The sequence below is a fragment of the Deinococcus sp. KSM4-11 genome, assembly GCF_004801415.1.
GTDB lineage: Bacteria > Deinococcota > Deinococci > Deinococcales > Deinococcaceae > Deinococcus.
This window is the reverse complement of record NZ_SSNX01000005.1, coordinates 119,543-132,184: the sequence shown is the minus strand read 5'-3', so window position 1 is coordinate 132,184 and position 12,642 is coordinate 119,543. Positions and strand designations below refer to the sequence as shown.

Annotated in this window: 12 protein-coding genes; 9 read left to right on the top strand and 3 right to left on the bottom strand. The window is 67.0% G+C overall.

The features are described from left to right. The first annotated feature begins 1 nt into the window (after position 1). The 9 genes from E7T09_RS14740 (at position 2) to rpsI (ending at position 10,500) form a co-directional block, all read left to right on the top strand. Entirely contained in the window at positions 2-2,248 is a 2,247-nt protein-coding gene (locus E7T09_RS14740) for a type II secretion system protein GspD (protein WP_136389964.1), read from the top strand. 117 nt (positions 2,249-2,365) lie between these two features. Continuing rightward, the gene (gene aroC, locus E7T09_RS14735) at positions 2,366-3,514 is read left to right on the top strand and encodes a chorismate synthase (protein WP_136389963.1); all 1,149 of its coding nucleotides are present in this window, start codon (positions 2,366-2,368) and stop codon (positions 3,512-3,514) included. Positions 3,515-3,633: 119 nt separating this feature from the next. After that, on the top strand, positions 3,634-4,230 hold the full coding sequence (locus E7T09_RS14730) for a shikimate kinase (RefSeq protein ID WP_168734874.1): 597 nt from the start codon (positions 3,634-3,636) through the stop codon (positions 4,228-4,230). After that, positions 4,217-5,263, top strand: a complete 1,047-nt coding sequence (gene aroB, locus E7T09_RS14725) for a 3-dehydroquinate synthase (RefSeq protein WP_136389962.1) — start codon at positions 4,217-4,219, stop codon at positions 5,261-5,263. The genes E7T09_RS14730 and aroB overlap by 14 nt, the downstream gene beginning before the upstream one ends. Positions 5,264-5,288: 25 nt before the next feature. Then, positions 5,289-5,711, top strand: coding sequence for a type II 3-dehydroquinate dehydratase (gene aroQ / locus E7T09_RS14720; RefSeq protein WP_136389961.1), 423 nt, complete (start codon positions 5,289-5,291; stop codon positions 5,709-5,711). Between the two features lie 237 nt (positions 5,712-5,948). Then, complete coding sequence (locus E7T09_RS14715) at positions 5,949-8,975, top strand: acyltransferase family protein (protein WP_136389960.1); 3,027 nt, start codon at positions 5,949-5,951, stop codon at positions 8,973-8,975. A gap of 114 nt (positions 8,976-9,089) precedes the next feature. Continuing rightward, on the top strand, positions 9,090-9,512 hold the full coding sequence (locus E7T09_RS14710) for a hypothetical protein (protein ID WP_136389959.1): 423 nt from the start codon (positions 9,090-9,092) through the stop codon (positions 9,510-9,512). 158 nt (positions 9,513-9,670) lie between these two features. Next, complete coding sequence (rplM, locus tag E7T09_RS14705; RefSeq protein ID WP_136389958.1) at positions 9,671-10,096, top strand: 50S ribosomal protein L13; 426 nt, start codon at positions 9,671-9,673, stop codon at positions 10,094-10,096. A 2-nt stretch (positions 10,097-10,098) separates the two neighbouring features. After that, positions 10,099-10,500, top strand: a complete 402-nt coding sequence (gene rpsI, locus E7T09_RS14700) for a 30S ribosomal protein S9 (protein ID WP_136389957.1) — start codon at positions 10,099-10,101, stop codon at positions 10,498-10,500. Positions 10,501-10,566: 66 nt separating this feature from the next. Here the strand turns inward: rpsI and E7T09_RS14695 are convergent, their stop codons facing one another. Genes E7T09_RS14695 through E7T09_RS14685 form a run of 3 tightly spaced genes read right to left on the bottom strand, consistent with a single transcriptional unit; the run spans position 10,567 to position 12,574 of the window. Beyond that, a complete protein-coding gene (locus E7T09_RS14695) occupies positions 10,567-11,058 on the bottom strand; it encodes an NfeD family protein (RefSeq protein ID WP_136389956.1) in 492 nt (163 codons plus the stop codon). A gap of 4 nt (positions 11,059-11,062) precedes the next feature. Further along, positions 11,063-11,983, bottom strand: coding sequence for an SPFH domain-containing protein (locus E7T09_RS14690; protein WP_136389955.1), 921 nt, complete (start codon positions 11,981-11,983; stop codon positions 11,063-11,065). A gap of 30 nt (positions 11,984-12,013) precedes the next feature. Next, positions 12,014-12,574, bottom strand: coding sequence for a histidine phosphatase family protein (locus E7T09_RS14685; RefSeq protein WP_136389954.1), 561 nt, complete (start codon positions 12,572-12,574; stop codon positions 12,014-12,016). Positions 12,575-12,642: the final 68 nt, after the last annotated feature.

The window sequence follows — 12,642 nt, the reverse complement described above, 5'->3', positions numbered from 1 at the left end:
CATGACTAGACGCTACGCATCCCTCCTGCTGACCGCCGCGCTCGGCATGGCCGCCGCGCAGACCTCCACCACGCCGGCCACCCCTGCGGCCGCCAGCGTCGCGGATCCGGCCCTGTCGAGCGCCGCCGTGACCTTCGAGATCCGCCGCGCCGGCAGCGACCTGACCTCGCTGCTCGTGGCGCTGGCCAAGAGTGCTGGGTACGACATCATCATCGAACCCACGGCCGACGACGTACTGCGGTCTGCGAGCACGACGGCAAGCAGCGCTCCGGCGGCCGCGGGCGCGACGGCCCCGTCTGGCGCAGCGTCCGTGAGCATGGTGTCGTATGCGTTCAGCAACAAGCCGTTCAATCAGGTCTGGCCGCTGGTGCTGGATATCTACGGCCTGAGCTACGAGTCCCTTCCGGTGGGCGGCAAGACCGTGCTGCGCGTGGGCATCAAGCCCATTCAGAAGATCGTGAGACTGCCCGGCGGCCTTCAGGCCAGCGCGGTCGAGCGGCAGCTGAAACTGTCCTTCGGCACGCCCCAGGCCGTGCAGGCCCCCGCCACCCAGACGGCGGGCACCGCCACCACCCCGGCCACGACCTCTCCCGCCGCGACGAACGACAGCGATATCGTCCTCGACTCCAAGACCCTGCGTATCGTGGCGGAGCCCACCTCGAACTCCATCATCATCCGGGGGACGAACCAGGAAGTCGCGCAGGTGCAGGCCCTGCTGTCCCAGATCATCGCCTCGCAGCCGGAGGGCACGCAGGTCGCCGCTCCGGTGCCCACCGTGCAGCGCATCTACACCGTGAATTCCACGTCGGCCGAGATCACGGCGCTGCTCACGTCGCAGTTCCCCACCCTGAAAGTCACGCCGGTCGGCGCGAGCGGACAGCTGGTCATCACCGGGCCTCAGGATACGGTGGACTCGGCCCTGACGCTCCTTGGGCAGGTGGATAAGGCCCCACCCGCTCCCACGGCCGCGCCGAACACTGCGCAGCAGGTGTACGCCGTCAAGGGCCAGCAGGACGACGCCGTGGCCCTCCTCGGCGCACAGTTCCCCGCGCTGAAGGTCACGCCGGTCGGGAAGACCGGTCAACTCGTCATCAACGGGCCGCAGGATCAGCTGACGGCCGCTTTGGCGCTGCTCGGACAGGTGGACAAGCCGGCGAATGCCGCGCCGGGCACCGTGCAGCGCGTGTTCGGGCTGGTGAATGCCAGCGCCGAGGAGGTCAAGGCCACGCTGGAAGGTACCCTGGCCCGCGCCCTGACCGACACGTCCTCCACGGCCATTCCCAACGTTCCCGTGACCGGCACGGATGCCAGCGGCACTCCGATCACCGTGACTGTTCCGGCGTCACAGACGGCGGCTGGTGCGGCGGCAGCCACGGCAGCGGCTCAGGCCCAGCAGGCCGCCAGCGCCACGGCCCAGCCCGCGACGGGCGCGACGATTATCGCGGACGTGCGGACGAATACGCTGATCGTGCGAGGCACGACCGAGCAGGTCGCGCAGATCGCGGAACTCATCCCGAACCTGGACAAGGTCGTGCCACAGATCAACGTGCAGGTGCGCATCCAGGAGATCACGGACACGGCCCTGCGCTCGCTGGGCGTGGACTGGAAGCTGGGCTTCGGCGGCTTCAACATCGGCCTGGGCCAGAACGGCCTGTCGGCCTCCTTCGACCCGACCCGCAGCCTGGTGGGCTTCAACCTGGGTCCGACCCTGACCGCACTGGAAAACCAGGGCATGACCAAGCGGGTGTACGACGGTTCGGTGACCATGCAGAGCGGCCAGCGCTCGCTGACCTCGACCAGCGGCGCGGAGAACGCATCGAGCAACGCGGCGGCTACCATCAAGAGCGGCGGCCGGGTGGAACTGAACATCCCTTCGACCAGCGGAAACATCATCCGGCAGATCGATTACGGCGTGAATCTGGACTTCTTCAGCCCGCAGGTCGCGCCGGACGGCACGATCACGCTGCGGGTGCGTGGCCAGATCAACCAGCCGGCGTCCCCGCTGCCCACCACGGGCGTGCCGAATATCCTGTCGTTCACGAACAGCGAGGCGCAGAGCACCATCACCTTCAAGAGCGGCCAGACGGTGTTGATGAGCGGCCTGATGAGCACCAACGACGTGAACAGCACGGTGGGCGTGCCGATTCTGAGCAGCATTCCGCTGATCGGCGCGGCCTTCGGCAAGCAGAGCACGAACCACACCCAGACGCAGTTGCTGGTGGTCATCACCGGAACCGTCGTTCAGTAAGCGTTCTCTGCCCACGGCGTCCCCTTCCCCGGGGGGCGCTTTATTGGTGCGTGACGGAGGTGGCTGTTTGGTCAGGCCGACCGGCGCGGCCCCTGGCGGGCGCTAGAGTCCGGTCACATGAGGTATCTGACCGCCGGGGAGTCGCACGGGCCGCAGTTGACGGCCATCATCGAGGGGTTGCCGTCGCAACTGCCGCTGGGCAAGGGCGACATCGACCCCTGGCTGAGGAAGCGGCAGGGCGGGTATGGGCGTGGACGGCGCATGGTGATCGAGACGGACGAGGCCGAGATCCTGAGCGGCGTGCGGGCCGGGCGGACGACAGGCGCCCCAGTCACACTCGCGGTCCAGAACAAGGATCACCGGAACTGGGTGGAGATCATGTCGCCCGAGGCGGGTGGCGAGCCGCGCAAGAAGGCCCTGACGGACGCCCGGCCCGGTCACGCGGATCTCACGGGCGGCATCAAGTACCGGCACAAGGATCTGCGGGACGTGCTGGAACGGGCCAGCGCGCGGGAGACGGCGGCGCGCGTGGCGGTGGGCAGCATCGCCCTGAAGCTGCTGGCGGAACTGGGCGTGCAGGGTGCGAATTTCGTATCGAGTCTGGCGGGCATCGAGACGAACCAGGCCTTCTCGTGGGACGCGCTGGAGGCCATCGAGGACAGCGACCTGCGGACGCCCGATGCCGATGCGGCGGCGCAGATGCGCGAGCGGATCGACCGCGCGAAGAAGGAGGGCGACACGCTGGGCGGCATTCTGGAAATCCGGTTCCGGGGGCTGCCGGTGGGCCTGGGGTCGTTCGTGCATTACGACCGCAAGCTTGACGGCCGGATCGCGCAGGCCTGCCTGAGCGTGCAGGCCATGAAGGGCGTGGAGATCGGCCGGGCTTTCGACAATGCCCTGAAGCCCGGCAGCGGCGTCCATGACGCCGTGTACTACCGGGAAGGCACGTACGCCCGCGACACGAACGGGGCGGGCGGCCTGGAAGCGGGCATGACGAACGGCGAGGAACTCATCGTCCGGGTTGCCATGAAGCCGATCGCCACGTTGATGACTCCACTGCCGACCGTGAACGTGGTTACGCACGAGGCGTCTGACGCGGCCCGCGAGCGCAGCGACACGACGGCGGTGCCGGCAGCGGGTGTGGTTCTGCAATGTGCCATCGGCTGGGTGCTGGCCGAGGCGATGGTGGAGAAGTTCGGCGGCGACACCCTGCCTGAATTGCAGGAACGGGTGACCACCGCGCGCGCCTACGCGCAGACCTACTGAACGTGACGGCCCTGCATGTGCCGCCCGAGCGGATGGAAGCGGGCCTGTGCGCCCACCTGCAGGAGACTTCAGGAACCGCGATCACGCTCCCCGCGCAGGATTCCCTTAGACTGTCGCCTATGGTGGCCTCCGGCCTGATTGATCGTCCCGTGAGCTGGGTGGCGCTGGCGGGCTTCATGGGCACCGGGAAAAGCCGGATCGGGTGGGAACTGTCGCGCGCCCTGGCGCTGCATTTCGTCGATACGGACAAGCTGATCACGCGCGTGGTCGGCAAGAGCATTCCCGAGGTGTTCGCGCAGGAGGGCGAGGGCTACTTCCGCGCGTGCGAGCAGGAAGTGGTGGGCCGCGTGAGCCGCCTGGATCACGCCGTGATCAGCCTGGGCGGCGGCACCTTCGTGCACGAGGAGAACCGCCGGGTGCTGCTGGAGCGGGGGCCGGTGGTCGTGCTGTGGGCCACGCCGGAAACCGTGTACGCCCGCACGAAGCACAGCGACCGCCCCCTGCTCCGGGCCGAGGATCCCATGGGCCGCATCCGGCACCTGATGAACGAACGTGAGCCGGTGTACCGCCAGGGCACCATCCACGTGCACAGCGACGGACGGCCCAGCGAGGAGATCGTGGAGGAAGTCATCGACCGCCTGTGGAACTGGGCGGACGCACAGCACGCCTGGGCGGAACCCGAGCTGCCCATGGCCGTCGACCGTGCGACGGATTGACGTCGGCGGGGCGCAGCCCTACACGGTCGAGATCGGCGCGGGGCTCCTTGGTGGCCTCAGTCTGGACGAAAGACAGGTGGCGCTGATCCACCCCGAGGATCTGCCGCCACAATTCGTGCGGCAGGTGCAGGCCCGGCTGTCGCCGGTCGTCACCGTCAGCGTGCCCGCGCGCGATGCCTGCAAGACCCTGAAGGTGTACGCGGATGTGCTGTCGCGGCTGGCACAGGCGAACCTGCCCCGCGACGGCGCGGTCGTGGGCCTGGGTGGCGGCGCGGCCACGGATCTTGCGGGCTTCGTGGCCGCCAGCTACCTGCGGGGCGTGGCGTTCTACACGCTGCCGACCACGCTGCTGGGAATGGTGGACGCGGCCGTGGGCGGCAAGACGGGCGTGAACCTGCCCGAAGGCAAGAATCTGGTGGGCGCGTTCTGGCCGCCGAGCGCGGTGTGGTGCGATACCAATACGCTCTCCACACTGCCGGAGAGCGTGTTCCGCGAGGGCGCAGCCGAGGCCTTCAAACACGGCCTGATTCAGGATCCCAGCCTGCTGCCGCGCGTGCTGGCCCCGGCATTCAGACCCGGCGGGGCGCTGCTGGAGGACACCGTAGCCGACGCGATTGCCGTGAAGGCCGGCGTGGTCACGCGTGACCTGACCGAGCGAGGCGAACGGGCCTTCCTGAACTTCGGCCACACGCTGGCCCATGCGCTGGAAGGCGTGACCCACCAGGGCATCCCGCACGGTGAGGCAGTGGCGTACGGCATGCACTACGCCGCCCTGCTGAGCCGCGCCCAGGGTGGCGCCGACCTGACACCGGACACCCTGGCCTTCCTGCGCTGGCAGCGGCCCTCGGCCCTGCCGAACCTGGACTATGACGACGTGGCCCCGTACATGGCCCGCGACAAGAAGGCCGATTCGGACGGCGTGCGCTTCGTGCTGCTCCGCGAACTGGCGCACCCGTACCTGACGCGGGTTCCGGACGACGTGCTCCGGGCGGCGTTCATGACCTGGCGGGATGACGTGTCCCGTCTCCCCTGAGCGCGCGACCCGTTACGCTGGAACCATGCTGCTCGTCCTGAATGGCCCGAACCTGAACCGCCTCGGCCTGCGCGAACCCGGCGTGTACGGCTCCCAGACGCTGGAGGATCTGGAGCGCCAGTGCGAGGCCTGGGGCGCGGAACTGGGCGAGAGCGTGACCTGCCGCCAGAGCAATTACGAGGGCCAGCTGCTGGAATGGGTGCATGAGGCGCAGGAGCAGGGCTTCACGGGCATCGTGATCAATCCGGGCGCGCTGACGCACTACAGCTACGCGCTGCGGGACGCGATCGCCGGGCAGCCTCTGCCGGTCGTGGAGGTGCACATCAGCAATGTGGACGCCCGGGAGTCGTTCCGGCACACCAGCGTCACGGCGGGGGTCTGCAAGGGCAAGATCAGTGGCCTGGGCTTCCTGGGATACCGCCTGGGCATGGAATACCTGACGGAATAGCAGCGCGCGAGTCCCGTTCCTGGGCCACGGAGAGCGGGCTGCGGTGTGGTGATGGACAGCAAGCTTCCTTGATCGATTGTAGGAGCGTCGGGTAGGCCTGCGTCTGATGTGGGGCCACCCGAGTGGGACGGTTCCAGATCGTCTTCAGGTCGAGTCCAGAATTCAGTGGGCGCAGCCGTGTACTATGAGCGGAACCAGCACGCCTTTGAAACCGCTTTCAGACCCGCAGGAGTTTCCATGATCCGCCCGTCCGCCGCGTCCATGACTGCGTCCAGCGCCCGAGCCCGGCGGCGTACACGCCTGAACCGCACCCCCGTCCTGCTGCTCTCCCCGTTCTTCCTGATCCTGCTGGCCTTCGGCCTGTTTCCCCTGCTGTTCTCGTTCATCATCGCCTTCTACGACTGGAATCCGCTGGCGACGGTGGGCCGTGCTCGCTTCGACGGCCTGTGGACGTACCAGAACATCTTCACCGATCCGGCGTACTGGCCGGCCCTGCTCCGCACCCTGGGCACCGCCCTGAAAAGTGCCGTCATGCAGCACGTGGCCGCCCTGCCGCTCGCTTTCGCGCTCCACCTGACCTTTCGCCGCCTTCAGGGCGTGCTGGGCACCGTGCTGTTCCTGCCGTACGTGGCCTCGCCTCTGGCGACCGGGCCGGTGCTGGCGCTGCTGTTCACCATCCTCTGGCGACCTCTGGGAGACCTGTACACCGCCCTGTACGCTGGGGTTCAGGCGGTCCCGGCCCTGCACGTCCTGTCGGACGCCCTGCCGTACTCGCTCGATTCGGTCAGTGCTGAGCGGGCCTTCAATGTGGCATGGAACGGAGTCGGCTGGAACGTCCTGCTGTACCTGATGGCCCTGAACGCCATTCCCCAGCAACTGTATGAGGCCGCGCAGGTGGACGGCGCGGGGCTCTGGACGCAGTTCCGGCGCATCACGCTGCCCCTGGTGCGGCCCATGATGTTCGTGGCCTTCACCCTGAGTTTCCTGGCGGCCACGCAGACCAGCGTGTGGAATCCCAGCGCGCCCATCAGTTACGCCACCATGACCATTCCCGAGTACGTGATCCGCACCAGTTTCTGGGACTTCGACGGTGGCCTGGCGGCCGGACAGACCTGGGTGTACTTCGCGGGCATCGCCCTGGTCGTGGGCGTGCTGTACGCGCTGATCGGGCGGCACTTCACGGAACTCGATACGGCCGGCGACGCGGCGGGAGACGACACGCCAACCCACCTTGCACCCGCGCCCGCTGCCGCACTGAAGCTGCTCATCGCCCTGGCCCTGCTCTCAGCGGTGCTGCCCGCCGCCGCGCTGCTGCTGAACGCCACCCATCCCTATCCGGACTTCCTGCTGAACGTCGGGGACAGCCTGAGCAGCAACTACGCCGACCTGCTCTCGCAGCTCCCGGATTTCTGGCGGAACGTCTGGAACTCGGTGTACATCGCCACGCTGGCGGGCATCGGGGCGACCCTCACCTCCCTGCTCGCTGGGTACGCCTTCGCACACCTGGACTTTGCACACAAGCGCCCGCTGTACGCCGTGGTGCTGGGCGTCATGCTGTTCCCCAGCCTCACGAACCTGATTCCCACCGTGCTCACCATGGGCCTGCTCGGCTGGGTCGAGCAGCCCCGCGCGCTGTGGGTGCCCGCGCTGGCGAGCGCCATCGGCATCTTCCTGACCCGGCAGTACCTCCAGGCTGCCGTGCCACGCAGCGTGCTGGAGGCGGCCCGGATCGACGGCGCGCGCACCCCGGCCATCCTGACGCGGATCGTGCTGCCAGTCGCGCGGCCCGTCATGGTCACGGTCTTCCTGCTGACCTTCATTGCGCAGTGGGGGGACAGTCTGAACGCCCTGGCCATCCTGCACGATCCCACCCACCGGCTGGTGTCACAGGCCCTGAGCCTCGTCACGGGCGGGGCGCTGTCGGTCGGAGCGGCCGCCGCGACCCTGCCCACGCTGCTGCTGTTCATCCTGGCCGCCGCGCAGATCGCCCGTGGCCTGAACATCACGTCCGGGGGCACGGGTGCAGCCGCTCCCCGGGCCACGACCCCGTCCGACGGTGCCCTGCCCGGCGCAGATGCGGTGCGCGCCGTCGCGTGCCTGATGGTCATCTGCCACCACCTCTCGCAGCGCCTGAACGGGAACGTGCAGCCCCCGGTCATCCGGGAACTCCAGTCGTACGTGATGAGCGGCGCGGTCGGTGTGAGCGCATTCTTCGTGCTGTCGGGCCTGCTGCTGTCGCTGCCCTTCTGGCGACGCTACCTGGCCGGGCGGGAACGTCCCTCGCTGCGCGAGTACACCCGCCGCCGCTTCCTGCGCATCGCGCCCGGCTTCTGGGCCAGCCTGGGCGTGAGCCTGCTGCTGACCCTGGCTCTCGTGCCGGACGCCGTGCATCCCTACCTGCGCGCCCTGAGCGCCGCCACCTTCACCTCCGCGCTGCACTGGCTGACCTTCTTTCCCGCCGACCTGAACGGCCCGCTGTGGAGCATCGGCTTCGAGGTGCTGTGCTACGTCCTGCTGCCCATCGGGATGCTCGGCCTGTTCGCCGTAAAGCGGCGGCATCCGGCGCTGGCCTTCGGCTGGTGGCTGGGCGTACTGGCCGTGACCCTCCTGGCCCACCAGTGGATTCTGACGCACCTGATCCCGGACTCGGAGGGGCGCGGGTGGCAGTACGGCATCACCGGCGGCAGCAAGTACTGGGTGCCAAACTACAACCCCATCGGGCTGTACGGCCATTACCTGCTGGGCGTCCTGGCGGCCGGCGTGATCGCGTGGCGTACCCGCGCGGGCCGCACGATCCGGGTCTGGAACGATGTGCTGGGCCTCGGCCTGATCGCCGGGATCATCGGCCTGCTGTTCACCACCCGGCACGCGCCGGAGTTCAGTTTCAGCCTGGGTCGCCAGCCGTACTTCTACCCGACCTTCCCGCTGCTGGTTGCCGCGCTGCTCGCCACGTTGCCCTTCACCCGCGTGCTCGGCGCGTGGCTCGACCGGCCCCTGCGAACCACCGCCCGCCTGAGCTTCGGCCTGTACATCTGGCACTACCTGATCCTCGAGCTGATCCGCCTGCTGCACAACCCGCACTTCGTGTACTTCGGCATGGACAGCCTCGGTGCGTGGGCGCTGACCAGCGCGACCGGACTGGGGCTGGCGTACTGGGCGGCGAACCTCAGCTACCGGCATATCGAGGAGCCGTTCCTGCGGGGCATGCATAGGGGTAAGGTCAATGCACCAACATCGGCACTAGCACGTCACACTAAGAACTAATCTGAGAATATGCCGACTGGTCGAGCCAACAAACTGACAGGGCAGATTGGAGAGTTTCTCGTGTGTGCAGAGCTCGGTAGGCGAGGCCTCATAGCTACACCATTCTCCGGCAACGTGCCCGCCTTTGACGTTTTGGCCGCTGATGAGGAGGGCAGAACGCTACCAATTCAGGTCAAGGCATCTAACAGTGAACAGTGGCGCTCCAGTGCCGATCTTTGGCTTGAGCTGTCCGTCTCCAAGGGGAAGCAGAGGAGCAGAGGCTTCAAGGCAATCACCCACCCACAACTCATCTACGTCTTTATCTCACTGAAATCCAATAGCTCTTCAAATGATCGGTTTTTCATCCTCGATAAGACCGTGCTGCAAAAAATACTTGCCGAGTCTTATATCACTTATATGGAAGAGAGAGCCTGGGTCAGGCCACGCAACCCTAAGTCTTTCGATTGCAGATTGTCGATAAGTCAGATTGAGGCATTTGAAGACAACTGGAAACTCATAGCCAACCGTCTCAGACAAGTTCCCGATCCCGCCGAGTGACCCTTGCCCTCGCACCCCCCAATCTGATACCTTTGCGTTTAGTGTCTCGTGCTTGGTAGAGCCGAGATGACCGGGAGGCTCCCGGACACGCACGATGCTTTCCCCCTGACAGCGCGGGGCGTGTCACAGCCAAATCCCCTTCTTCATGGAGTACTGCGGTGAAAACCTACATTCCCAACAATGACGAGCAGAACTGGGTCGTGGTGGACGCGAAGGACGTGCCCCTGGGCCGTCTGGCGACGCTGATCGCGAGCCGTATTCGTGGCAAGCACCGCCCGGACTTCACCCCGAACATCATCCAGGGTGATTTCGTGGTGGTCGTGAACGCCCAGCAGGTCGCGCTGACCGGGAACAAGCTGGACGGCAAGGTGTACACCCGCTACACCGGCTACCAGGGTGGCCTGAAGACCGAAACCGCCCGCGAGGCGCTGAAGAAGCACCCCGAGCGCGTGATCGAGCACGCCGTGTTCGGCATGCTGCCTAAGGGCCGTCAGGGCCGGGCCATGCACAGCCGCCTGAAGGTGTACCCCGGCGAACAGCACCCGCACTCCGCCCAGCAGCCCCAGACGCTCGAGGTCAAATAATCATGGCGATCCAGCAACCCGAACAGTTCTACGGCACCGGCCGCCGCAAGACCGCCGTGGCCCGCGTGTTCCTCCGCCCTGGCGAAGGCAAGATCGTCGTGAACGGCAAGGAATTCCAGACCTACTTCCGTGGTCTGCTCCGCGCCGTGCACGCCCTCCAGGCCTTCCGTGAGACCGGCACCGCCGGCCGTTACGATGCCGTGATCACCGTGGCCGGTGGCGGCCCGACCGGTCAGGCCGACGCCATCAAGCTCGGCATTGCCCGCGCGCTGCTGAAAGTCAACCCGGACTTCCGCCCGATGATGAAGCCCAAGGGCCTCCTGACCCGCGATTCCCGCGAAGTGGAACGCAAGAAGTACGGCCTGAAGAAGGCCCGCAAGGCCCCGCAGTTCAGCAAGCGCTGATCTGCCCACTTCAAAGCCCCCGCCAGCGTTGGCGGGGGCTTTCTGCGTTCTCCTGGAACAGTGTTTTCAGGCCGAGGTGCGCCCTGGCCCTTCGACCCAGGAGCCGCTGATTTCCCGCACGATCAGGGTACTGCCGTCGGCCGCGACGATCAGGACGTCCGCACCCACCGGCGTGTCGGGGCCGGTGGCGCGCCAGTCGCTGTCGCCCACCCGCACCCGGCCGGTGCCGTTGTGGATGGCGGTCGTGACGGTCACGGTGCGGCCCACCAGGCGGCTGGAGCCCTGGTTCATCTCCTCGCCCTCCGTGCCGCCCAGCGCGAGACGTCCCACGTAGCGCCGCCCGATCAGCACGCTGGCCACGCTGAAGATGGCGAACAGCAGCAGTTGCACGGTCACGGGAATGGGCAGCACGAACACCACGAGACCGAGCGCGAAGGCGCTCAATGCCAGCCACACGAAGAACACGCCGGGCGCGAGCACTTCCAGAATCAGGAGTGCGGCCCCCAGCACCCACCAGTGCCAGGGCTGCACACGGCTGAGGGTGGGCCACAGGTCCATGGCCTCAGTCCTTCCGTCCGCCGAAGGCTTCCTGCGCCACGGCCGCGATGCCTTGGAGGCTGCCCAGGATGGCGGTCGCCTCCATGGGAAGGATTAGGGTCTTCTGGTTGGGCGACGTGGCGAACTGCGCGAGCGCATCGACGTATTTCTGCGCGACGAAGTAGTTGATGGCCTGCACGTTCCCGGCGGCAATCGCCTCGCTGACCATGCGGGTCGCGGCGGCCTCGGCCTGGGCGGCGCGCTCACGCGCCTCGGCCTGGAGGAACGCGGCCTGCCGCGCGCCCTCGGCGTTCAGGATCTCGGCCTGCTTCTCGCCCTCGGCCTTCAGGATCGCGGCCTGCCGGAACCCCTCGGCGTCGAGGATGTTGGCGCGCTTCTCGCGTTCGGCCTTCATCTGGCGGGCCATGCTGGCGACCAGATCGGCCGGCGGCTTGATGTCCTTGACCTCGATGCGCGTGACCTTCACTCCCCATGGCTCGGTCGCCTCATCGACCACGGCCAGCAGGCGGGCGTTGATCTGGTCGCGGTTGCTCAGAAGTTCGTCGAGATCCATCGAGCCCATCACAGTGCGGATGTTGGTCATGGTGAGGTTCAGGGTGGCCTGCTGCAGGTTGCCGACCTCGTAGCTGGCCTTGGCGGCGTCCAGCACCTGGTAGAACACCACGCCGTCCACCGTGACCAGGGCGTTGTCCTTGGTGATGATCTCCTGGCTGGGGACGTCCATGACCTGTTCCATCATGTTGACCTTGCGGCCGATGCGGTCAATGTACGGCAGGATCAGGTTCAGGCCGGGTTTGAGGGTGCGCTGGAATTTGCCGAAGCGTTCCTGGGTCCACTGGTAGCCCTGCGGGACGCTCTTGACTCCGGCCAGCAGCGTGATGATCACGAGCAACACCAGAAAGACGACGACGATCGTAAAGCCCATGTTGTGCCTCCTGATGCGAGTACGTGCCGTTCAGCGCATTGGTTCCCGCAGGCGCAGGCCGGGAACGTCCACCGTGACAGCGTCCAGCAGCCCGAAGTTCCTCCACAGGGGCCAGGGATCGAGCCGATTTGCGTGCGCCACGAGCAGGCTGATGACCGTGCCGTGCGCCACGACGGCGAGCGTGTCGTGCGGATTGGCGTGCAGGGCGGCCTGGATGGCGTTTGCGAAACGTGTGCGGGCGTCGTCGGCCGATTCCTCGCCCGACACGATCTGGGTCGGATGTTCGAAAAACCGGCGCAGGTCAGCCTCGAAGTCGGCGGGATCGGCATGAAAGGGGGCGGTGTATCTGAGCTGTTCATGCAGGCCATGCATCGGCCGGTGTGGAACGCCCAGCGTGGCGGCCAGGGCGGCCGCCGTGGCCTGCGCCTTGGGCTCGAAGCTGGACACGATGAGGTGCGGCGGTGGGGAGAGTCGGGCGATCAGGCCATCGAGGTGCTCCAGGGCGTCGTCGGCCAGTTCCCACTCGTGCGCAGGAATGCCGGGGATCAGTCGGGGCTTGCCATGTTTGATCAGATGCAGCGTGCGCGGCATGGACACAGCACAACACAGGGAGGGGAACAGCCGCCGGACACGCGCCACACCCACGCACTACACTTCTT